23 protein-coding genes and 1 pseudogene are annotated in these 21973 nt (G+C 71.1%); 9 read left to right on the top strand and 15 right to left on the bottom strand.

Annotated features, from left to right (window positions below):
- Positions 1–2: 2 nt before the first annotated feature.
- From kdpB to ACIPXC_RS10160, 11 genes are all read right to left on the bottom strand, one after another.
- On the bottom strand, positions 3–2141 hold the full coding sequence (kdpB, locus tag ACIPXC_RS10110; RefSeq protein ID WP_401615415.1) for a potassium-transporting ATPase subunit KdpB: 2139 nt from the start codon (positions 2139–2141) through the stop codon (positions 3–5).
- Entirely contained in the window at positions 2138–3802 is a 1665-nt protein-coding gene (kdpA, locus tag ACIPXC_RS10115; protein ID WP_401615417.1) for a potassium-transporting ATPase subunit KdpA, read from the bottom strand. Before kdpA ends, kdpB begins: the two co-directional genes overlap by 4 nt.
- An 8-nt stretch (positions 3803–3810) precedes the next feature.
- Positions 3811–3900 (bottom strand): K(+)-transporting ATPase subunit F, encoded by a 90-nt coding sequence (kdpF, locus tag ACIPXC_RS10120; protein WP_401615419.1) that lies wholly within the window; start codon positions 3898–3900, stop codon positions 3811–3813.
- A 266-nt stretch (positions 3901–4166) separates the two neighbouring features.
- Positions 4167–4712, bottom strand: a complete 546-nt coding sequence (locus ACIPXC_RS10125; RefSeq protein ID WP_401615421.1) for a hypothetical protein — start codon at positions 4710–4712, stop codon at positions 4167–4169.
- 341 nt (positions 4713–5053) lie between these two features.
- Entirely contained in the window at positions 5054–5185 is a 132-nt protein-coding gene (locus ACIPXC_RS10130) for a hypothetical protein (RefSeq protein WP_401615423.1), read from the bottom strand.
- 124 nt (positions 5186–5309) lie between these two features.
- Positions 5310–5456 carry a hypothetical protein gene (locus ACIPXC_RS10135; protein WP_401615424.1) on the bottom strand — a complete coding sequence of 49 codons (147 nt, stop codon included), beginning with the start codon at positions 5454–5456 and terminating at the stop codon, positions 5310–5312.
- Between the two features lie 42 nt (positions 5457–5498).
- The gene (locus tag ACIPXC_RS10140) at positions 5499–6569 is read right to left on the bottom strand and encodes a ParA family protein (protein ID WP_401615425.1); all 1071 of its coding nucleotides are present in this window, start codon (positions 6567–6569) and stop codon (positions 5499–5501) included.
- On the bottom strand, positions 6566–6997 hold the full coding sequence (locus ACIPXC_RS10145) for an ATP-binding protein (RefSeq protein ID WP_401615427.1): 432 nt from the start codon (positions 6995–6997) through the stop codon (positions 6566–6568). Before ACIPXC_RS10145 ends, ACIPXC_RS10140 begins: the two co-directional genes overlap by 4 nt.
- A gap of 357 nt (positions 6998–7354) precedes the next feature.
- A complete protein-coding gene (locus tag ACIPXC_RS10150) occupies positions 7355–7672 on the bottom strand; it encodes a hypothetical protein (protein ID WP_181019171.1) in 318 nt (105 codons plus the stop codon).
- A 21-nt stretch (positions 7673–7693) separates the two neighbouring features.
- A complete protein-coding gene (locus ACIPXC_RS10155) occupies positions 7694–7987 on the bottom strand; it encodes an AbrB/MazE/SpoVT family DNA-binding domain-containing protein (RefSeq protein ID WP_128984616.1) in 294 nt (97 codons plus the stop codon).
- Positions 7988–8160: 173 nt separating this feature from the next.
- Positions 8161–9387 (bottom strand): RNA-guided endonuclease InsQ/TnpB family protein, encoded by a 1227-nt coding sequence (locus ACIPXC_RS10160; RefSeq protein ID WP_401615568.1) that lies wholly within the window; start codon positions 9385–9387, stop codon positions 8161–8163.
- Positions 9388–9463: 76 nt separating this feature from the next.
- On the opposite strand from ACIPXC_RS10160, the gene tnpA reads away from it, so the two are divergent.
- Both tnpA and ACIPXC_RS10170 read left to right on the top strand, forming a co-directional pair.
- Positions 9464–9892, top strand: a complete 429-nt coding sequence (gene tnpA / locus ACIPXC_RS10165) for an IS200/IS605 family transposase (protein WP_401615429.1) — start codon at positions 9464–9466, stop codon at positions 9890–9892.
- A gap of 154 nt (positions 9893–10046) precedes the next feature.
- Positions 10047–10541 (top strand): hypothetical protein, encoded by a 495-nt coding sequence (locus ACIPXC_RS10170; protein WP_401615431.1) that lies wholly within the window; start codon positions 10047–10049, stop codon positions 10539–10541.
- A gap of 147 nt (positions 10542–10688) precedes the next feature.
- Here ACIPXC_RS10170 and ACIPXC_RS10175 read toward each other — a convergent pair whose 3' ends face one another.
- Positions 10689–12977: a collagenase gene (locus tag ACIPXC_RS10175; protein ID WP_401615433.1), complete on the bottom strand. Its 2289-nt coding sequence runs from the start codon at positions 12975–12977 to the stop codon at positions 10689–10691.
- Positions 12978–13250: 273 nt separating this feature from the next.
- Between ACIPXC_RS10175 and ACIPXC_RS10180 the strand changes: the two are divergent.
- The 4 genes and pseudogenes from ACIPXC_RS10180 to ACIPXC_RS10195 form a co-directional block, all read left to right on the top strand.
- Positions 13251–13456 (top strand): annotated as a pseudogene (locus ACIPXC_RS10180) (transposase); the annotation flags it as partial.
- Between the two features lie 174 nt (positions 13457–13630).
- Positions 13631–14014, top strand: coding sequence for a hypothetical protein (locus ACIPXC_RS10185; protein WP_401615435.1), 384 nt, complete (start codon positions 13631–13633; stop codon positions 14012–14014).
- Positions 14015–14206: 192 nt separating this feature from the next.
- Entirely contained in the window at positions 14207–15190 is a 984-nt protein-coding gene (locus ACIPXC_RS10190) for an XdhC family protein (RefSeq protein ID WP_401615437.1), read from the top strand.
- Between the two features lie 87 nt (positions 15191–15277).
- The gene (locus ACIPXC_RS10195) at positions 15278–15673 is read left to right on the top strand and encodes a DUF6479 family protein (protein WP_401615439.1); all 396 of its coding nucleotides are present in this window, start codon (positions 15278–15280) and stop codon (positions 15671–15673) included.
- Between the two features lie 100 nt (positions 15674–15773).
- Here the strand turns inward: ACIPXC_RS10195 and ACIPXC_RS10200 are convergent, their stop codons facing one another.
- Positions 15774–16661, bottom strand: coding sequence for an ATP-dependent DNA ligase (locus ACIPXC_RS10200; protein ID WP_401615570.1), 888 nt, complete (start codon positions 16659–16661; stop codon positions 15774–15776).
- The gene (ligD, locus tag ACIPXC_RS10205) at positions 16661–17557 is read right to left on the bottom strand and encodes a non-homologous end-joining DNA ligase (RefSeq protein ID WP_401615441.1); all 897 of its coding nucleotides are present in this window, start codon (positions 17555–17557) and stop codon (positions 16661–16663) included. Before ligD ends, ACIPXC_RS10200 begins: the two co-directional genes overlap by 1 nt.
- Positions 17558–17588: 31 nt before the next feature.
- On the opposite strand from ligD, the gene ACIPXC_RS10210 reads away from it, so the two are divergent.
- A complete protein-coding gene (locus ACIPXC_RS10210; RefSeq protein WP_401615443.1) occupies positions 17589–18791 on the top strand; it encodes a Ku protein in 1203 nt (400 codons plus the stop codon).
- 408 nt (positions 18792–19199) lie between these two features.
- Here the strand turns inward: ACIPXC_RS10210 and ACIPXC_RS10215 are convergent, their stop codons facing one another.
- Entirely contained in the window at positions 19200–20039 is an 840-nt protein-coding gene (locus tag ACIPXC_RS10215) for a nuclease-related domain-containing protein (RefSeq protein ID WP_401615445.1), read from the bottom strand.
- Between the two features lie 187 nt (positions 20040–20226).
- Between ACIPXC_RS10215 and ACIPXC_RS10220 the strand changes: the two genes are divergently transcribed.
- Together ACIPXC_RS10220 and ACIPXC_RS10225 are read left to right on the top strand one after the other, a co-directional pair.
- Positions 20227–20859 (top strand): hypothetical protein, encoded by a 633-nt coding sequence (locus tag ACIPXC_RS10220; RefSeq protein ID WP_401615447.1) that lies wholly within the window; start codon positions 20227–20229, stop codon positions 20857–20859.
- Positions 20860–21107: 248 nt separating this feature from the next.
- Positions 21108–21968, top strand: a complete 861-nt coding sequence (locus ACIPXC_RS10225) for a hypothetical protein (protein ID WP_401615449.1) — start codon at positions 21108–21110, stop codon at positions 21966–21968.
- Positions 21969–21973: the final 5 nt, after the last annotated feature.

A 21973-nucleotide genomic window follows, 5' to 3' on the forward strand; every position in this document is an offset into this window, starting at 1 on the left:
GATCAGCCGATTCCGGGGATGAGGGAGATGAGAAGGTCGATGAGCTTGATGCCGATGAACGGCGCGACCAGGCCGCCCAGGCCGTAGATGCCGAGGTTGCGGCGGAGCATCTTGTCCGCGCTGCTCGGCCGGTACCTGACGCCTTTGAGGGCCAGTGGCACGAGCGCGATGATGATCAGCGCGTTGAAGATGACGGCGGAGAGGATCGCCGACTCGGGTGAGGCCAGGCCCATGATGTTGAGCTTGTCCAGGCCGGGGTAGGCGACCGCGAACATGGCCGGGATGATCGCGAAGTACTTCGCGACGTCGTTGGCGATGGAGAAGGTGGTGAGGGCGCCTCGGGTGATGAGGAGCTGCTTGCCGATCTCGACGATCTCGATGAGCTTGGTGGGGTTGGAGTCGAGGTCCACCATGTTCCCGGCCTCCTTGGCGGCCGAAGTGCCCGTGTTCATCGCGACGCCCACGTCGGCCTGGGCCAGGGCGGGTGCGTCGTTGGTGCCGTCGCCGGTCATCGCGACGAGCTTGCCGCCCGCCTGCTCCCGCTTGATCAGGGCCATCTTGTCCTCGGGCGTCGCCTCGGCGAGGAAGTCGTCGACGCCCGCCTCGACGGCGATGGCCTTCGCGGTCAGCGGGTTGTCACCCGTGATCATGACCGTCTTGATGCCCATGCGGCGCAGCTCGTCGAACCGCTCCCGCATGCCCTCCTTGACCACGTCCTTGAGGTGGATGACGCCCAGGACCCGGGCACCCTTGTCGTCCTTGACGGCTACCAGCAGCGGCGTGCCGCCTGCCTGGGAGATCCGGTCCGTAAGGGCCTGCGCGTCCTCGGCGACCCGGCCGCCCTGCGTCTCGACCCAGGCGGCGACCGAGCCGGTCGCCCCCTTGCGGGTCTGCCTGCCGTCCACGTCGACACCCGACATGCGGGTCTGCGCGGTGAACTCGATCCACGCGGCGTGCGCCAGCTCACCCTGGTGGCGTTCGCGCAGCCCGTACTTCTCCTTCGCCAGGACCACGATGGAACGGCCCTCGGGGGTCTCGTCGGCGAGCGAGGACAGCTGGGCCGCGTCGGCGAGCTCGGCCGCGGTGGTGCCCTTGACCGGCACGAACTCGGCGGCCTGGCGGTTACCGAGGGTGATGGTGCCCGTCTTGTCCAGCAGCAGCGTGGAGACGTCACCCGCGGCCTCCACCGCACGGCCGGACATGGCCAGGACATTGCGCTGGACCAGGCGGTCCATGCCGGCGATCCCGATCGCGGACAGCAGCGCGCCGATCGTGGTCGGGATCAGGCAGACCAGCAGCGCGGTCAGCACGATCATCGAGGTCTGCTCGTCGGCCCCGGCGTAGATCGCGAACGGCTTCAGCGTGACGACGGCCAGCAGGAAGACGATCGTCAGCGATGCCAGCAGGATGTTGAGCGCGATCTCGTTCGGCGTCTTCTGCCGGGCCGCGCCCTCGACCAGGTTGATCATCCGGTCGATGAAGGTCTCGCCCGGCTTCGTCGTGATCTTGATGACGATCCGGTCGGAGAGCACCTTCGTGCCGCCGGTGACGGCCGAGCGGTCGCCGCCGGACTCGCGGATCACCGGAGCGGACTCGCCCGTGATCGCGGACTCGTCGACCGACGCCACACCCTCGACGACGTCGCCGTCGCCGGGGATGATGTCGCCTGCCTCGCAGACCACCAGGTCACCGATCTTCAGCTCGGTGCCGGGGACGCGCTCCTCGTTCGTGCCGTTGATCCGGCGGGCGACCGTGTCGGTCTTGGCCTTGCGCAGGGTGTCTGCCTGCGCCTTGCCGCGGCCCTCGGCCACCGCCTCCGCGAGGTTCGCGAAGATCGTGGTCAGCCACAGCCAGGCGGTGATCGCCCAGCCGAACCAGTCCGTCGGGTCCTTGATCGCCAGGGCGGTGGTGACCACCGAGCCGACGAGGACCACGAACATGACCGGCGACTTGATCATGATGCGCGGGTCGAGCTTGCGGACGGCGTCCGGGAAGGACTTCAGCAGCTGCTTGGGGTCGAAGAGCCCCGCGCCGACGCGTCCGCTCTCGGGCTTGTGACCCGTGGGCACGTCGCTGTGCGGCGCCGGGGTCGGGGTGGCGGTGGACATCGAGTCCTCGTGCTTCTTCGTGTTCGTGGTCATGACCCCAGCCCTTCGGCGAGCGGGCCCAGCGCCAGGGCGGGGAAGAACGTCAGACCGGTGATGATCAGGATCGCGCCGACGAGGAGCCCGGTGAACAGCGGCTTCTCGGTGCGCAGGGTGCCCGCGGTCTCCGGGACGGGCTTCTGCTCGGCGAGCGAGCCGGCCAGGGCCAGCACGAACACCATGGGCAGGAAGCGGCCCAGCAGCATGCACAGGCCCAGCGTCGTGTTGAAGAACGGCGTGTTGGCGCCGAATCCCGCGAAGGCCGAGCCGTTGTTGTTCGACGCGGAGGTGTAGGCGTACAGGACCTCGGAGAAGCCGTGTGCCCCGATGTTGGTCATGGCCTCCTTGCCGTCGGGCAGGGCCATGGCCACCGCGGTGCCGACCAGGACCAGGGCCGGGGTGATGAGGATGTAGCAGGCCGCGAGCTTGATCTCGCGGGTGCCGATCTTCTTGCCCAGGTACTCGGGCGTTCGGCCCACCATCAGGCCCGCCAGGAAGACCGCGATCACGGCCATGATCAGCATGCCGTAGAGGCCGGAGCCCACACCGCCCGGGGCGATCTCGCCCAGCATCATCCCCAGCAGCAGCACACCGCCGGACAGCCCGCTGAAGGAGTCGTGGAAGGAGTTCACCGAGCCGGTGGACGTCATGGTGGTGGACACGGCGAACAGGGAGGACGCGCCCTCGCCGAACCGCTGCTCCTTGCCCTCCATCGCGCCGCCCGCGAGCTGCGAGGCGGTGCCCGGGTGCGCGTACTCGATCCAGGTCACCAGGACCACACCGACGAACCAGATGCTCGCCATCGCGGCGAGGATCGCGTAGCCCTGCTTGACGTTGCCGACCATGCGGCCGAACGTGCGGGGCAGCGAGAACGGGATCACCAGAAGCAGGAAGATCGTCAGCAGGTTCGAGAAGCCGTTGGGGTTCTCGAAGGGGTGGGCGGAGTTGGCGTTGAAGTAGCCGCCGCCGTTGGTGCCCAGGTCCTTGATGGCCTCCTGGGAGGCCACCGCGCCCGGCGAGATGCTCTGGGTCTGCCCGGTCACCGTGGTGAGCTCGTGGATGCCGCCGAAGTTCTGGATCGCGCCGGCGGCGACCAGCAGGATCGCGGCGATCACCGAGATCGGGACCAGGATGCGGACGATGCCGCGCACCAGGTCGGCCCAGAAGTTGCCCAGCTCACCGGTGCGGGAGCGGGCGAAGCCGCGTACGAGGGCCACCGCGACCGCGATGCCGACCGCCGCCGACACGAAGTTCTGCACGGCCAGTCCGGCGGTCTGGGTGACGTGGCTCATCGCCGTCTCACCCGAGTACGACTGCCAGTTCGTGTTCGAGACGAAGGACGCGGCGGTGTTGAACGCCTGGTCCGGGCTGATCGCCTCGAAGCCGAGCGAAAGCGGCAGGACGTCCTGGAAGCGCTGGAGCGCGTACAGCAGCAGCACGCTCACGGCGGAGAAGGCGAGGACCGCGCGCAGGTAGGCCGACCAGCGCATCTCGGCGTTCGGGTTGGCACCGACGCTGCGGTAGATCCACTTCTCGACCCGCAGGTGCTTCTCGGAGGAGAAGACGCGGGCCATGTAATCGCCCAGGGGGCGGTGCACCAGGGCCAGGGCGGCGATCAGCGCCGCCACCTGGAGCACGTCAGCAAGAACGGGGCTCATGTCGGGGCTCAGAACCTCTCCGGCTTGACGAGGGCGAGGACGAGATATCCCAGCAGAGCGACGGCCACGACCAGGCCGGCAATGTTCTCGGCAGTCACAGCTTCGTCACCCCCCTGGCGATGAGAGCCACCAGCGCGAAGACCGCGATCGTGGTGACGACGAAGGCCACATCGGCCATCGTGAGCTCCTGGGGAAGTGGAAATAAGGATTCGGCCAGCTGGCCGAACCTGAGCTAACCGCATCCCGGCAGCGCCGCTAAGAGGCCTTGACGGCTCCCATACGCCGGGCGCGGCGGCTTTGACGGAATCCTTACGCGACACGGCACGCAGGCCCGCTCCACCTTCGGGGAACGGCGCGGCGGGAATCAGCCGTCGCCGGGCAATGCCGCCGTGTCGAGGGCCGAGCCGGTCAGGTCGGCGAGCGTCGCGGCCACCCGGCGTGCCTGGGCGGACGGCGCTGAACCCGGGTTGGGGGTGAGCATGAACCGGCCGTAGTAGTGACCGTTGCCGCTGGCGCGCAGTTCGATCTCGCCCTCGGGCCAGCCGCTGCGTTCCAGATCCCAGGCGCGGCGGCCGACCGACACGCTGCCGTCGGGTTCCAGCCGCGGCGGACGGCCGATCAGGGTCCCGTACTCGAAACGGCAGCCGCGCAGCCCCAGCAGCTCGGTGAGCTCGCCCCGTACATGGTCCACCACGGCCTCGGGAGAGCCCGCACCCTGGGCGAGACGGGCGGTGGCGTGCAGACGCGAGAGGTGCTCGGCGTCTGTCACCGTCACCACTTCGAGCCGTCGCACCCGTACGGCCAGCTGGGCGACGAGAAGGCCGACCACCAGCAGCAGGACGGCGGTCTGGATGTCGTCCGGGTCGGTGATCGTGAAGCGCTGGGCCGAATCACTGCGCCGGGCGCGCACCGACACGGTCGCGCTGCGGCTGCGCCACTGGACGTACGGGATGAACCTCCGGCACGCCGAGACCGAGGCCGTCTCCCCCGCCGACCTCCAACCCCTCGACGTGGTCCTCGTGGAGGCCCGGAGATCAAGGACAAGGCCGGCATCCCCTACCCCAACGCCATCCGCATACCCGCCCGCGACGGGAGGCGGGCGCGGAACGCCGACGGCTTCCAGGTGGGCGAGGACAACCTCGGCTGGTTCGGCCAGCTCCTGGCCCGCACCGGCACCGCCGGCCTGACCGCATTCGCCGGCGGCGGACAGAAATCAGCCCAGTACCTCACCACACGCCAAGGCCGAGAGCACTACGACATCCCCACCTTCGCCGCCACATCCAGCCACCACAACGCGGAAATCACGGTCGGCGGCACGAAATTCGTCGGCACCGACCACGTCTTCCGCATGGAGACCGTACGCATCGAGGCGTTCTCCGGCATGGCGTCGGACCTGTACGCCCTCCTCAAAAGACGACCGCCCCTCGAAACCGACTCGCGCGGGACATACGCGGGACGCGAGGGCCGCGTGGACCGCTCGGTTTGCCGCGAGGAGTGCGACGGATCCTCAGTTGCGTTCGTCCAGGAACGCGTCGACGCGCCTGTTGGCGAGGGCCTGGCGGCCGTGGAGACACTTCGCGTACCGGGTCATGAGCACCTCGATGCTGTTGCCCGCCCGTTCGTCGGTCTGGGGCGCCGCCCCCTCACGGTCCAACCACGAGGGCTGGACGCGGTCCGTGTCCTTCGCGGCGGAGCGCTATCGCCGGTCCGCCGGTGCCGTCGGGCGGGCCTCCTCCAGAGGCTCGCCGATCCTCGCGAGCACCTCACGGGACAGCGTCTGGAACTCCTTGAAGCAGGTCTTCACGTACTGCTGGGTGCTGCCCAGAGCGCCGTCGGCCGGCCTCAGGTCGAACATGGGCTTGCGAGCGTCGTGTGCCAAAGGCATGAGGCTCCGGTAGTTCCGCATGGTCGCGATGCGGTGCAGGTCGTCCTCACGGGTGGGTTCCACCTCGTTGAGGACTGCCGAGGAGTAGACCCACGGAATGCGCTTGAGCCACCGTTCGTACGCCTTGACGGGCCGGTCGAGGCGCATCTCCGGCTGCATGATGACGTACCCGAGGGGACGCATCTCGGCCTGGGGCGCGGAGATGTTCGCGGGCACCCTGGGCAGGACGAGCTGCTGCCAGTCGGCGCGCCACTGGCGCAGCGTCGGCCCCAGGTTGCTGAGGCCCTTGAGCGAGAACAGGTCGGCGGCCAGCGGCATCAGCACCGTGTCGGCCGAGATCAGGGCGGCGCGGTTGATGGCCCCCAGGTTGGGGCCGACGTCGATGAGTACGACGTCCGCCCCGACGGCCCCAGTGGCCTGCTCGATGATCCGATGGAACGACGTGGACGTACGGATCGCCGCGATGTCACCTGCGTAGGCGCGGGACCATTCGTTGGACAGCTTGTCCTCGAAGCGGCTGAGGTCGAGGCTCCCCGGCAACAGCCAGAGCCCCGGCTGGAGCTCGACGGGCTCGACGGCCGCAATGTCACCGGTGCCTTCGAGGATGGGACGGACAGCGTCGGCGATGGTCTGTCCGCTGCGCACCCGCCCGGTACCGGGGAGCCCCGCCTTCGCCGCACCCTGGTTGATGAGTTCGGAGGGGTTCTCCCACAGGTCCTCGATCTCGGTCTCGTCCAGGCACATGGAGGTCAGGTTGGCCTGAGGGTCCAGATCGACGGCCAGCACGCTCAGGCCGAGGCGACGGATCATGTGGGCCAGGTGGTAGGTGAGGGTGGTCTTTCCCACGCCTCCCTTGTTGTTGAACAGCGCGATCGACGTCATGCGGCTCTCCTGATCACGACGACCCACGACGAATCGTCCACCTGGAACTCGGCGGGCGGATTCCCGTTGTCCTCCAGCGCCCTTCTCACCCGGCCGATACCGCGGCCGAATCGGTTCACGTATCCGAGGCCCTTCAGCGCGGCGGCCAGGGACGGATTGCGGTAGTCGGTGACACGGTCGAAGTTGTCCTCCCGGACCTGGCCGAAGGGGCCACCGGGGTTGGTGATCTCGATCCGGTCGTCGAACCAGACGATGCGGGTCGGCGCATACGACGTCTCATAGTTCCGGTGCATGAGGGCGTTCATGCAGAGCTCACGCAGCGCCTCCAGCGGATAGTCCGGGCGCGGGGTCTCCCGGAATCCGTCCTCCACGAGCCGGGTGCGGAGGTTGCTGCGCAGGAGTGGTTCCAGGCGCGCCGAGAGCCCCACCAGGTTCTGCCGGAGCTCCTGCTCGTCGGCGATCGGGGCGTCCAGGTCGGTGCCCTGGTAGCGGACGAACTGGACGTACGCCCCGGGTACCTGGCTGGTCGGATCCAGTCCGACGGCCAGGACGCCGAGCGTGGTCGGCGTGCCGGCCGGGGTGGCGAGGTGGAGCGAGGAGAGCTGAAGGTCGATGGATCTCGGCCAGGTCCGCCTCTTCGTCGCTCACGGGCCCATTCTGCCGTGCGGATTCACTCTCCGACCGCCCACGCACGGGCCCGCCTCTCAGCCACTCGCCGGGGCTGTGCGCCCAAGGACCGCGCGAGGGCCGTCGACCGGTATCCGCCGTCGACGGCCCTCTGTCCCTCAGGCAGGACCAGGATCGAAGATCTCGTGTCCGCCCACGCGGCGCCAGATGATGTGAGGCTCACCCGCGCGGACCTCGTCCGCGTACTGCCAGGTGGCACGCCCATCAGGCGCCCAGGTCATCTCCATGACGGGACGCGCGCCTGCGGGGAGCGGAACCCCCTGAACCGGCTTGACCCGGAGGCCGGGCCGAAACCGCCCGCTGGTCACATCCGGCACGAACTTGTCCCGAATGGTCGCCTGGAACCGCGCCCGCTCCTCCGGAAGGAGCTTCCTGAAGTCGCGGTCGAAGCGAGCGGTCGTCTCGAAAGTCGGCAATGGGCCTCCCAGGGGGCGGGGTCAGTTCTCCTTGCCGAGGTGCGCGAACATCTCGTCCACGTCCTCGTGACGGGTCGTACGTCCGGCCGCGATGTCCTCGCTCGCCTCGCGCTCCCCCGCCTGCCACCGCTCCGTCCAGAACCACGCCTGATCGGTGCGGATCTTCCGCAGCCCGTGAACCTCGACGACCCCCGCGTCGTTGATCGCGAACTCAAGCTCGTCGCCCGGGGAGACTCCCAGCGCCTCGCGCACCCCTGCGGGCAACGTCAGCTGCCCCTTGTCGCGCACGCTGGCATGGAACGTGGTCGCGGCCATGAGTGACCTCCCTCTCTCCATCCCATGTCTTCTTCGTCCCCCCAGGCTACCCAGAACCGGAAGAAAGTGCGAGCTTCCAACTTTCCGAGATTCCCACATTCTGCCATCGGCGGGTCGGCGGTGCTTCCAGATGCCTTGAAGTGCTCTCCCGGCTGAAGCCGGGAGATTCCTGCTTACCTTGCGGCAGCGGGCTTGACGCGCTTCGCGCGCCTGACGACTGCCCTCCCGGCAGCCGGGATGAGCGCGAGGCCCATCCGGTACAGGTGCAAGACGTTCCGGGCTGCGTTGTGGTCGGCGTTGCCCGACCAGCCGCAGTCCGGGTTCTTGCACACGAACACGGCCTGGGACTCCCGGCTGCTGGGCGTGGTGAAGCCGCACTCTGAGCAGCGCCGGGAGGTGCCGGGGGCGGGGACCTTGACCAAGGTGCCGCCGTGCTGGGCGGTCTTGTACGCCAGCATGGTGACTGTGCGGCCCCAGGCCTCCCCGCTGATGGACCGGTTCAGCCCAGATTTCTGGGCAACGTTCCTCCCCGGCTCTTCGACCGTTCCCTTGGCGGACTTGACCATGTTCGTGATGGTGAGTACTTCGACCACGACCGTGCCGTACGTGCGGGCGATGGCGGTGGTCGTCTGATGCTGCCAGTCCAAGGCCCGACGCTTGGCTTTCGCGCGGAGTCCTGCGATCTGGTCGTAGGTGCGGTGCAGCCGGCCGCTGGTGCGCTCGCCGGGCCCCCGGTGCCGCTTACGCTGCGCGGCACGCTGTTCCAAGTGCAGGAGCCTGGCCTTCTCCTTGCCGGTCAGCCATTCGCCGTGCTCGTACGTTTCGCCGTCCGAGAGGGCGATGGGCACGGTGACGCCCACGTCGATGCCGATGTCCGGCCCCTGGTGGGGCTCGGGTCTGCCCTGAAGGGTGTGGACACGGAAGGCGATGTGCCAGCCGAGCGCGTCCTTGATCAGTCGTGCCCCGGTGATCCGGTTCTCCGTGTTGGCGTGCTTGCCCACGGGCAGGTCCTTGGTCCACCGGAACCGGACCCGGCCCACCTTGGGAATGTTGACCACGCCCCACCGGCGGTGCACGCGGGTGATGTTCAGGTCCCGGCCCTGCGGAATGTCCACGGACATCACCGTGCGGAACCGGCCCTTGAAGTTCGGGGCGTCGGCGCGGCCGTCCCAGCAGTTCTTCCACGCCTGGAAGTACGTCTTGAGCACCGCTTGCGCGGCCTGCGCGGGCAGGACGGCGAGAAAGCCGATGTCCTCGCGGGCCTGGCGAATCGCGGCGTCGGCGTTCGCGAGAGTCCGCTCTTCCTTCGGCATCATCCGCCACCACGCGTGCAGCAGGTTCCACATCGTGCGGGCCGCGTGCGCCTGATCATCCACTGCGCGAACCCCGGCAGGAGACAGCGCAAGCCGGGCACGGTGCCCGAACTGCCGCTTGACCAGGGCGCCTTGACTCACAATGAGAGCCTAGCATTGGTTTATGTCACGGCGCTGGAACCCTAATGCCGATGTCAGAACCGGTCGCCATGTTGTCTACAACCTGCACGTTCACTTGGTTTTCGTCACCAAGTACAGGCGGAAGGCGTTCACCGACGCCATGCTGACCCGCACCGAAGAGATCATGCGGGAGGTCTGCGCCGGCTTCGAGGCCGAGCTGAAGCAGTTCAACGGCGAACAGGACCACGTGCACCTGCTGGTGCACTACCCGCCCAAAGTCCAGCTCTCCAAGCTGGTCAACTCCCTCAAGGGCGTCAGCTCACGCAGGCTCCGCCAGGAGTACGACAGCCACGTCCGCCGGTACCTGTGGGGCGGACACTTCTGGTCCGGTTCCTACTTCGCCGGATCGTGCGGCGGGGCACCCCTGACCGTTGTCAAGCAGTACATCGAAAACCAGCAGCGCCCCGTCTGACCGTCACCCCGGAGGCGCAGAGCACTCCGGCGCTCAGCGCCTCCGATCCAAGGATGGCCTTCACCCCCGCCCTGAAGGGCGGAGCACTGGCCAAGATCAGAGGTAGACCGCCGAAGGACATCCAGCTGCCACCGTGCATGGAGTGAACCGCCACATGCTCACCAGCTCGGGCGGAAGCGGCACCGCACGCACGCAGGGCATCGAGGTGGCGGTGGTCGGTATTCTCCTCGCCCGCTACAACGCCACTCGCCGGGGCGCCCCGCGCACCACCAGCGAACCCCGCACCGCTGCGCAACTCCTCGATGCCGCCCACCTGCACCGTACCGAGCGCATGCGGCGGCTGACTGAGGAGGAGGCCGCTGCCGCGCGGGTGCGGGCCCTGGAGGTCGACCAGGCACGGGAGACGCGCCTGGACCAGCTCGCGCAGGACACCGAGCGGGCATGGCGGGACGTCGACCGGCTGATCGGGGAGAAGAAGGCCGGCCCGTACGACGTCGCGGTCACCCTGCTCACCGACCTGCGCGAGATCCACTCCCGCGCGGGAACCAGCAGCGCCTTCGAGGACCGGGTCGGCGCGCTGCGCACGACCCACCGAGTCAAGCCGTCCCTGATGCGCCGCTTCGACGCCGTCGGCCTGCCAAAACCCTGAAGCACCACGGCCCCACTGCCCGCCCGGCGAGCCCTGGTCCGGTCCGCGATCGAGGTCATGCACGCAGGCGCCGGGTCCGTCGTGGCTCCCGGCCGGCGGCCGGTCGGATGATGTTCGCCGGGGCCTGGCGGGCCCCGGCGAACCGCTTCACTCGGACTGTGTGGAGAGGCTCACGCCGGTGAAGTCCTGCGCGGCGGCGAGGCTGAAGTAGACCCAGCCGGAGGGCGGGTTGTCGATCGTCAGGGTCTCGCCGTTCCCGGCGTTGGTCGACTTCGCCTGGTAGCTGCCGGTGGTGGCCCAGCTGCCGCCGCCGTAGTACAGGTCGGCGTTGCCGGTGCCGCCGCTGCTGGTGATGGTCAGCTGCTTGACGCCGGTCGGCAGGTACACGAAGTGGTAGCTGTAGTTGCCTGCGGCGGCGGTGAGGCCGTCCCGGCGGCAGTTCTGGTCGAACTGGCGCGGGTCGCCGAGGGTGCAGAGCGGCGCGGGTGTCGTGGTCAGGGCGTCGGGGAGCGGCCCGCAGCCGTCGGTCGCGCAGGTGGTCGTCAGCCAGGTCGCGAAGTCCGCGTCGTACGTGGTGCCGATGGTCTGCTTCAGGAAGCCGCGTGCTCCGGCCCAGTCACCGGTGCGGTACTTGCCGAGCACGGTCTGTACGTCGGCGGGGTGCTTCTGGAGCATGTAGCGGACGGCGAGCCAGCCCCAGCGGTAGACCCGGTCCGAGTTGACCTGGGGGTCCTCGTCCTGGCCGTAGACGGTGTCGAAGAGCTCGCTGAGCCGGTATGTCTGCTTGCCGGCCTCGGCGATGGCCGCGGTGTTGCGCTCGCCCAGGTAGCCGTACGAGATGTTCTCGGCGATGCCCTCGACCCACCAGATGGTCGGCGTGGTCATGCCCGCCTCGAAGTCGCCGTACATGTTGTAGCGGCCGTCAAGGTAGTGCGTGTACTCGTGGTTGAGGTTCCAGATCTGGAAGTCCGGGCGCAGCCAGCTGGCCTCGTGCGCGATGAAGCGGGCCTGGTTGCCGGGGACGGCCGGGTTGCCCTCCTCGTACATACCGCCGTTGTCGACGTCGATGTCGTAGATGGCCCAGGCGTACAGCGCGTACTGGGTGTAGTCGTCGAAGGCGACGACCTCCAGGTCCGTGTTCACGTCGTCGGGGACCGGACCGTCGTCGCCGATGATCCGGTGGAAGTACGCGTCCTGCGCGACCAGGCTCGTGCAGGTGCTCGCCAGCTGGCCGGGCGACATGTCCTGGGCGCGGATCTTCAGGCCCGGGGTGCACGTGTGCTGGAGGGGAAGGATCGCGGGGAGCACGCGCTGCCCCAGGTCGCAGATGGCGTAGGCCGCGCAGTTGCCCCGGTCGTACTGGCGGGTGGCCCAGCCCAGGTTCATGGTGAGCGGCGCGGTGGGACCGACGTTCGGGTACCGGTTGATCAGGTCCCTCAGCAGCGGCCGGACCTGCTCCCTGAGCTCGGGGATGTCGAGGGCGTGGCCCAGGAAGCGGCCGACGTTGCTCACCACGTCCAGGCGGTTCAGCTGCCCGCCGTTGCGGGTGACGAAGCCGGCCCAGGTGTCGAGGATGGCGGGGTCCGCCTTGAGGGCGGCCCGCCATCCGCGCTCGTCGTTCCTGGCCTTGAAGCCGTTCCCCACGACCCACTCGACATGTTGCATGGCGAGGTTCATCTGGCCGGGCCAGGTGCCGTCGTAGGCGCCGAGCAGCCACTTCACGACGCCGGCGTACCGGCCCGCCTCGTGGGTGCTGTCGATCAGCGTGACGACCTCGTTGAGGATCGCGCCGTTGGCGTCGGTGATGTCCTTGCTGCGCGGGGAGGCGAAGAACGCGTCGAGCGCGCCGCGTGCCGCGCCCGCCAGCGCCGGGCCGTAGTCCCCGACGGCGTCCGCGTTGTTGTCCTGCACGTAGTAGCCGGCGCGCAGGAACATCACCAACTGGCCGGTGGAGGAACGGTTGTCGCCCGCGTACCCGGCTGAGTCGGCGCGCAGCGCGTTGGCGACGGTCACCATCTGCGCCTCGCGGAAGGTCTTCCGCGCGTTCTCCCCGGTGAGGTTGAACAACGGGTAGGTGCAGGTGATCTGGGGGAGATCCTTGAGCTGCTGGACCAGCGCTCCGCCCGTGGCGTTGATGACGCCGGAGAGGTCACCGCACCCGTCCGCGGCGGCGAGCGGGGACTGCTTGGCCGTCTTGCCGGTCGTGGCGGTGGTGGGCGCGGCTGCCGGGCCGGACTCCTCGGTGCCGTCCTGCGAGGAGAGGCGGAAGCGGGGGTTCTCGCTGATGGCGTGGGGCGACTTCGGGACCGGGATCGCCCGCGGCGCCGAGACCGCGGTATCGCGCGGGCCGTCGGCCGGAGCCGCCGCGCCGACCGGGGCGGCCTGGCTCTGCTGCGTCAAGAGACCGAGGGCCAGGAAGGCGGCTGCGCCGAGCACGGGCAGTCTTCGTGCGCGGGTCCGCGATATTCGGGAGGGGTGCATCTGTGGGGGCCTCCAGGGCCGTTGGGGCCTCGTGCGGGGAAGCACGGGCTACCGACATGTGACGTGTAAAATTTCACATGTCGCATTACTCTGGAAGGGGTCTGACCGGATCCATCGACCGACGCGGAAAAAAGCCGCGGACCCCCTATCGGACTGACCACGGCACACAGAACAGCCGACGCCACCCGCCACAAGCTCCACCAGGCGGTTCGAGAGCCGCCGCCTCGCTGCACCACGAACGCGATCGAGTCCGTGAACGCGCGGATCCGGCGGGCGGCCAAGGCCCGCAGGCACTTCCAGAACGAGACCGCCGCTTGAAGTGCGCCTACACGGCGATCATGCTGCTGGACCCCACCGGCCGGGGTCGGGGCAGGTTCGAATCCTGCCGGGGGCACTCCAGCAGGGGCAGCGAGATCACGTCGCTGACCAGCTGAAGCGCCAAGCCAAGCATGAAGGCCCGGACTCAGTCCCACAGAGTCCGGCCCCTTGTCGTTGTGCCGCTGTTCGGGCTTGGATGGCGCGGGAGACTTCGACGCGCCCCCGTCCTCGGCCAGGCCCGGGACATGCCCGCGCCCTCCCCGCGAGGGTCAGACGACGAGCGTTACGAGATGACCGTGGGTCTCCTGGCAGCCGACAGCAACACCTCGCAGCTGGGGGACATTTACACCCTGGAGCGCATCACGGCGGACTCCCCCGGAAACACCCTCACAGTGGTCCAGTCGCCGACCGGTCAGGGAGAGCAACAGGGCTCAGCCGGAGAAACAATGGCGGCAGACCCCCGATTCGGTCCGGGAACCCGACCGGGCGGAACCCTCAACGCCCCGCCCGGTTGCGGTGTCGACGCGTGGTCCTCCGCCCGGGACGAGGACCGGATCCGCGCCCGGGGCGCCTACCTCGCCTCGGTGGTCCTGGACATCTGGCTCTCGGCCGACGGCCTGCGCGCCGTCGACACCGTCCCCGCGATCCCGGCCTCGCGGACCGCCGGGCACTGACCGGCCGGCACGGCGCCCGGCACCGTCGCGCCGGGCGGGTTCCGGTGGTCCGTACGAGGGCGGGGGCGGGCAGTCTGTGGGATTGCCGGGTGGGTGTGCGGCGCGGGGCTGCCTATGGTGGGTGGTGAGCCTGCAGGGTGCCGCTGACCTGGCGCTTTGCGGGAAAGAGCGCGGAAGGATGGGGCGGCACGGATGCGTGAGCTGGCGGAGACGGCGCGGCAGTGGGTGACCGAGGGGCGGGCGGGGTATCTGGCCCGGCCCGTGACCGAGCAGGGTTTCGGGCCGCGGGATCCGGGCGGGGCCGTGCTCGTCGATGCGCGGGGGGAGTGCGTCGGCAGCCTGTACCACGGGGTCTTCGACGCCGAGCTCGTCGCCGAAGCCGTGGCCATGGCGCCCGGCGCCACCGCGCGGGTGTGCGAGGTGTCCGTGGCCGGGGACGAGGCCGTGGCAGCCAGGCTGACCTGCGGCGGGCAGGCCGAGGTGCTGCTCCAGCCGCTCGCGGCGATTCCCGCCGAGTGGTGGGAGCTGCTCGGCGAGGGCGTCGGCGTGGCACTGGTGACCCGGTTGAACGAGGCCGCCGACCAGGCGTCCAGTGAGGTCGTACGGGCCACCGCGGTACCGGGCGACGATGCCGGGCGGCGGGCCGGCGAGCTGCTGGCCACGCGGCGGGCCGGGCGGGACGCCCTGTACGGGGAGTCGGGCCTGGTGCTGGTGGAGGCGCAGCCGTCGGCCCCGTACGTGGTCATCGGCGGCGGCGGTGAGCTGGCCGCCGTCATCGAGCGGCAGGCACGGCTGCTGGGCTGGGAGGCCGTACGGGTCGAGGCGCCGGGGCCGGCGGCCGAGGTGATCGAAGCGCGCCGGGACGCCGCGTGCGTGGTCATGCTGAGCCACGACGAGCAGTTCGACGTGCCGACGCTGCGGGCGGCGCTGGCCGCCGGGGTCCCGTACGTCGGGGCGCTCGGGTCGCGGCGTACGACGGCCCGGCGTCGGGAGGGGCTGCTCGCGGCCGGGGTCACCGAGGCGGAGCTGGCCCGGGTGCACGGGCCGATCGGGCTCGACCTCGGCGCCCGCACGCCGGCGGAGACCGCGCTGGCGATATGCGCAGAGATCCTCGGGGTGCTGGGGGCGCGCGACGCGGGGGCGCTGCGGGACGCCGCCGGGCCGGTCAACGCCTGAGTCTCTTGCCTCCCCGCCCGTCCCGATACACCCCGCCATCAAGTCCGAAATGCGCGCAACCAGATGATATGAGGGAAAATGCTCCGTATGGACATGATCCTGAGCGTGGACCCGGTCGCCTTGGACATCGCGTGGTTCCTCGTCGTCGGCATCGTCGTCGCCGGCATGCTGCTCGGCGGCTTCAAGCTGGGGCAGCGGGTCCGGGCCAAGGAGCCGCCGCCGCCCGCCCCCGAGGAGCAGCCCCACCTGCCGAACGGCGGGGCCGTCTACGAGGTCCGCGAGGAGCGGGACCAGGTGGAGATCCCCGAGGGCGGCCTGAGGCCGCACGAGATGCAGGGCTACGGGAACTTCGGCTCCACCACCTCCAGCCACCCGGACGAGGTCCGCAAGGAGCGCGAGTCCGGATACAGACTGCCCGAGGGCCCGGGGCCGCACCCGCAGCCCGGGGCTCCCCCGAACGCGGGGCGCGGAGCGCATTCCTGAGACGCCGGGCGCGGAGCTCATTCCTGCACACGGGACCCTGCGTCCCGGAGACGGCGAGGAGACGACGACCCGACCCTCCGACCCGCGCCTCCCGCGCGGGTCAGAGGTCCGTCCGCAGCCGGATCACCTCCGGCGGCGGGTGCCTGGCCGAGGCGTGCCGGACCTCCGCCGTCAGCGGCGGGTCCAGGGGGTGGTAGGGGACCTCGCCGAGGCCGATGGCGGTGACGGTGGCGGTGGCCCGCGGCTCGGCGGGTCCGCGCACGGCGACCGCCTCCGCCACCTCCCGGCGCAGCGCCGCCGTCAGCGGGCTCGACACGAGCGGGGCCTGGTCCCCGACCGGCAGGACGAGGACCAGGGCGAGCGGTCGGCGCGGAGTGCCGGTGTAGCCGACGACCGCCGCGTCCCGGACGTCCGTGTGTCGCAGTTTCTGCCAGCCGCGCCGCCCGGCCGGATAGGCCTGGTCCAGCCTCTTGACGACGAGGCCCTCGATGCCGCTGGCGGGGAGCGTCTCGTACCAGGTGGCGGCCAGTTCCGGGTCGGTGGTCATCGGGACCGGTTGGAGCGGTGGCCCGAGGGGCAGGAGCAGGTCGACGAGGAGGGCCCGGCGGCGTTCGTACGGGCGGCCGCGCACGTCCAGCCCGGCCAGTTCCAGTACGTCGAAGGCGGCGTACGAGGCGGGCAGGCTCTGCGCGAGCACGGCGGCCCGCGCGGCGGTGGCCGCCGCCCGCCGCTGCACCAGCGCGAAGTCCGTCCGGCCCGCATGCCAGACGACCACCTCGCCGTCGAGGACCGTCCCGGCGGGCAACTGCAGCGCTGCCGTCGCCAGATCGGGGAACGCGCTGGTCACGATCCGGCCCGAGCGGGCCTGGAGCGACACCTCGGCCGCCGACCGCACGACGACCAGCCGGTGCCCGTCGAACTTCGGCTCGTACGCCAGTCCCGCCGCGCGCGGCAGGTCCCGCACGGCCGCGGCCAGCGCGACGCGGATCACGGCCGGGCCCTGGGGAGCGGGCGGCCCCGCGCGGGGTCGGCCAGTGAGGCGAAGAGGTCCCCGTCGCGGTCGAGCCGCGGGCCGATCTCGTCGGCGAGGAAGACCAGGTCGGCGGGGGTGCGGCAGGCCTCGACCTCCGCCCAGGAGACGGGTGCGGACACGGTGGGGCGGGCTCGCGCCCGCAGGGTGTAGGCGGCGGCGGTGGTCTTGGCGGCGGCGTTCTGGCTGTGGTCGACGAAGACCTTGCCGGGGCGCAGCGCCTTGGCCATGCGGTGGACGACGAGGTCGGGGAGTTCGCGTTCGGCCTCCTGGGCGAGCTGCTTGGCGTACGCGGACACCTGCGCCGAGGGGGTCGGCTCCAGGGGCACGGACAGGTGCAGGCCCTTGGAGCCGGAGGTCTTGGCGTAGGCGTCGAGGCCGTCGGCGGCGAGGCGCTCGCGCAGCCAGAGGGCGGCGGCGCTGCACTCGACGACGGAGGCGGGCGCGCCGGGGTCGAGGTCGAGGACCATGCGGTCGGCGACGGCGGGGCGGCCGACGGGCCACTGGTGGACGTGGAACTCGACGACGAGGTTGGCGGACCACATCAGGGTGGCCAGGTCGGCGACGACCACCTGTTCGGCGGAGGGGTCCTCGGAGCGGGGTACGGGGGTGGTCCTCACCCAGTCGGGTGCGCCGGGCGGCGGGTTCTTGGTGAAGAACAGCTGGCCGTCCGGCCCGTCCGGATAGCGCAGGAAGGACACCGCCCGGTCGTGGATCTGGGCGAGCAGGGGCTCCGCGACGGTGGCGTAGTAGTGGAGGACCTCGCCCTTCGTGAAGCCGGTCTCGGGGTAGAGGACCTTGTCGAGGTTGCTGAGCGCGATGCGACGGCCCTCCACCAATGTGATCGGCGTCATACGATGAGATTGCCACGAAACAGGAGGAACCGTGCGATCCATCTGGAACGGAGCGATCTCCTTCGGCCTCGTCAGCATTCCGATCAAACTCGTGAACGCAACCGAGAGCCACTCGATCTCCTTCCGTCAGATCCACCTCGCCGACGGCGGGCGCATCCGTTACCGCAAGGTGTGCGAGCTGGACGGCGAGGAGGTGCCGGGCGCCGAGATCGGCAAGGGGTACGAGGAGGCGGACGGGTCCGTCGTCCCGATCACGGAGGAGGACCTGGCGCAGCTGCCGCTGGCCACGGCGAAGACGATCGAGATCATGTCGTTCGTCCCCGCCGAGGAGATCGATCCGCTGCAGATGGACGCGGCGTACTACCTGGCGGCGAACGGGGCGACGGCTGCGAAGCCGTACACGCTGCTGCGGGAGGCACTGAAGCGCAGCCGGAAGGTCGCGATCGCCAAATTCGCGCTGCGGGGCCGGGAGCGGCTGGGCATGCTGCGGGTGGTCGACGACGTGATCGCGATGCACGGGCTGCTGTGGCCGGACGAGATCCGGGCGCCGGAGGGGGTTGCCCCGGACGTCGAGGTGACGGTACGGGACGCCGAACTGGACCTGGCGGACGCGCTGATGGCGACGCTGGGCGAGGTGGAGCTGGAGTCGCTGCGCGACGACTACCGGGACGCGGTGGAGGCGATGATCGCGGCGAAGGCGGGTGGGGCGTTCGAGCCGGCGGAGGCCACGGTGGAGCCGGCCGGTGGGCAGGTGATCGACCTGATGGCGGCACTGGAGAAGAGCGTGCGGGCGGCGAAGGCGTCGCGGGGCGAGGGCGGTGCTGCGGTGGCGGCCGACGCGGACACCGAGGCGGACACCGAGGCGGGTGCCGAGGCGGGTGCCGAGGCAGGGGCAGGGGCAGGGGCCGAGGTCACACCGATGCGGCGGCGGAGCGGGGCGGGCCGGAAGACGGCGGCGGCGCCGAAGGCCGTGGGCGGGAAGAAGTCGACGGCGGCTTCGGCGAAGAAGACGGCGACGGCCGCGTCGAAGAAGAAGACGGCGACGAGCGCCACGTCGAGTACGGCCAAGTCGGGCGCAGCCAAGCCCGGTACGAACAAGTCGACTTCGGCGGCGAGTGCGAAGAAGACCGGTACGAAGAAGGCCGGTTCGAAGGTGGCCGGGACGACGGCGGCCGGTACGGCTACGGGAGCGAAGAAGGCCGCGGCGGCGCCGCGGAAGCGAGCCTCGGCCTGAAGCCGGGCGGCTCGGTGGAGCCGGGCCTGCGGCGCTGATGGACCACCCCGTCACCGTTTCCCGTGGCTCAGCCCGGAACCCCGCGCCGCCCGAAGGCCCGGGCGGGGGAACGGACCACCGCCCGATCTCGGGCACGGCCCGCCGACCGGGAACGGACCACCGCCCGGGCACGGCCCGGGACCCCGCACCCGCCGGAGCCTCAGGGCGGCCGGGCGCGGGGCGGCCGGGCGGGCGCGGGGCGGCCGGGCGGGCGCGGGGCGGCCAGGCCACGGTGGTGCGGGGCGGCCGGGCGGGCGCGGGGCGGCCAGGCCACGGTGCGGGCCGACCGGGCGGGCGCGGGCCGACCGGGCCGCGGTGCGGGCCCGAACCGTCGCGGTGCTGGCCCGACCGCCGACCGGTGGAGGCGGGTCAGCGGGTGCGGCGGGGACGGCCCGGGTGGGGACGGGGAGTCGGCGGCAGCCAGGTCCGGGTGTCGCGGGCCTGGGCGAACAGGGCCTCGACGTCCGGGGGTTTGAGGGCGACCGGGGAGGCGACGAGGTCGGGCGTCGCCGTCGGCGGCTGGAGGATGCGGATGTCGCGGACCGTCGGCGCCGTCTCCAGGCGGGAGGCGTCGACCACCGCCAGGGCCGGGGTGACCTTCGCGGCCAGCAGCGCCGTCGCGCGGGCCGCCGCGCCGCGGATCCACCGGGGGTCCGGGCGGGGTTCCGCGCGGCCGACCGTGAGCAGCAGGTCGCCGACCACCGCACGCTGCCGCCGTCCCGGAACCGTACGCACGCAGAAGATCCCGGCCGGGCCGATGACCAGGTGATCGATCCTGCCGAAGCCCGGGAGCGGGACGCAGTGCAACGTCCGCCAGCCTTCCGGTTCCAGGGCGTCGAAGGCGTCGCCCATCCGCTGTTGCGCCGTCAGGTCCTGGCGCAGGCGGTGCCGGGCCCGGGTGCCCGCTGCTCCGTGTTCCAGCTCCGCCAGCAGCACCTCGGCGGGCCGGTTGGGAGCCAGGTCCGCGTCCGGCGGCATGGTCAGGCGGCGCAGATCGGCCGCGGTGGGGACCGGGGGCGGCCCGATGGACACGGTGCCGCTCAGGTACGGGCGCAGCACCGCCAGGACCGCTTCGCGGTGGTCGTCCGCGAGGACGCTGATCCGGTTGGCCTGGCGGTCGTACCACGCGACCGCCTGCCCGTCGGGCAGGTTGACGTACAGTCGGCCGCGGCCGGGCCGGCCGCTGGGCAGTACCTTGAGTCCGCGCATTCACCCTCACCCCCGCCGTCCATGGGAGCAGCCGGGGGGCCGCACGGCAATCCCTCGGCTGTGTAACGACTCCGACGGAACCTTGCGGCTTCGCTGTTACACGAACGGGGTGTCGCCGCAACGGCCGCCGCCTAGGTTGGCCGTACCCGGAAGACGCCGGGTACCGACCAGCATCGAAGGATCTTCCGTGAGCACCGTCCGCCGCCGCACTCTCGTTCGCGCCGCAGCCGTGACCGTCTGTGCCGGCAGCCTCCTGGCGCTGCCCGCTGCCGCCGCTCTGGCCGAAGGGGTGCCGGCGGCCTCGTCCGCGCACTCGGCGGCGACGCAGCGGACGCTGGTCAAGAGCCTCGCACTGGCGGACGGTGTTTCCACGGCGAAGGTCTACCGGACCGCCAAGGGCGGCTACCAGGCCGACATCCTGGCCGCCGACGGCGCCAGGGCCACCACCCTGACCAGCCATGACGGGGTCACCGACGTCGGCGGCTCCGGCGATCTGCACGCCGCCCTGGACCCCGCGGGGCGGCTGACGTCCTGGGTGGGCGACACCTCCGTGCCGGACGGCGGCCACGCCGTCGCGGGCGACGGGCACAAGACCGGCACCCGTGACGGGCAGATCGTGCCGGTCTCGGCAGAGCAGCGGGCCGCCGCCGGCGACACCCGCGCGCTGGAGGCCGCGTCCGCCGAGGGCCGGCGGCTGAGTACGCTGGCCGACGGGCAGGGCGACGGCATGCTGCTGCTCGCCGCGGGCGGCGGCATCGCGGCCGTGGGCGCGGCCGGGCTCGGCTTCGCCATGCTGCGCCGGGGACGTACGGACGGCTGACCGTCGTACGCAGGCAGGGGCGGCCCGCACGGACGGGCGGCCCGCACACCCGCGCCCGGACCGCCGGAACCCACCGGCATGGGCAAATGGGGCGCACCTCCGCATATGGTGGATGTGATCGACCATCGTCGTAACGCGGGCAGAAGGGCACGGGGGCTGTGAGCAGGGGGGCTGTGGGCAAGGGGGCCGTGGGCAAGGGGGCTCGGCGCAGAGCGGCCGTGATCAGGGGGGAAGCGGGCCCGGGGGGCGTGCAGGGGTTCGGTCCGGGCGGCTCCGCGCGCCGCCGCTCTCCCGTTCCCGTCCGCGCCTCCGCCCTCGCCCCTCTGCTGGCCCTCGCCGCACTTCCGCTGCTGGCGGGCTGCGGAGACACCGGCGGCCTGGTCGGCGCGGGGGCCACCGCGACCGCGAGCGGGCCCGTACACCTGTGGCCCGACCGCGTGGGGGCGACGGTACCGCCGGCCGATCCGGCCGGGGCTCCGCCCGAGTACGTCAAGGGGATCCCGCCCGTCCACGACCAGGACGTGCACACGGTCGATCCGGTGGCGCTCGTCCAGGCGGAGCTGCGGGTGCTTCCGAGGACCAGGGTCGGGGCCGACGGGATACCGGCCGAGACCGCGGCGGCGATCAACGCGTGCAAGAAGGAGGGCGCGGAGCCCGAGTCGTGCCCGGTGCTGGCGCCCTACTACCGGGACCTCACGGGCGACGGCAAGGCCGAGCTGATCGTGGGCATCGAGTTCCCGGACAGGATGATGTCCGTACGGGTCTACAGGGCGGACGGGGACGGACGACTCAACCGGATCATGGCGACCACGCAGACCGTGGTCTCGGTGGAACTGGCCGGGCGGGACGTGGTCCTGCGGGTGCCCAGCGGGAACCGCGGCTACGAGCTGATCACCGCCTGGTCCTGGGAGGAGAGGCAGCGCAGGATGCTGCCGACGCGCGAGCAGATCGTACGGGTGCCGGCGAACCCGAGGGGTCCGGAGGACCGCGGCCCCGGCATCGGTCCCGGCGGCGGGGGCGGGTCCGGAGGCGGGACCGGCCCGGGGACCGGTCACGGCTCCGGTCACGGCCACGGCCCGGGTGCCGACCTCGCACCGGACCGGCCGTGACCGTG

This window comes from Streptomyces sp. NPDC090021, from assembly GCF_044748225.1.
Taxonomy (GTDB): domain Bacteria; phylum Actinomycetota; class Actinomycetes; order Streptomycetales; family Streptomycetaceae; genus Streptomyces.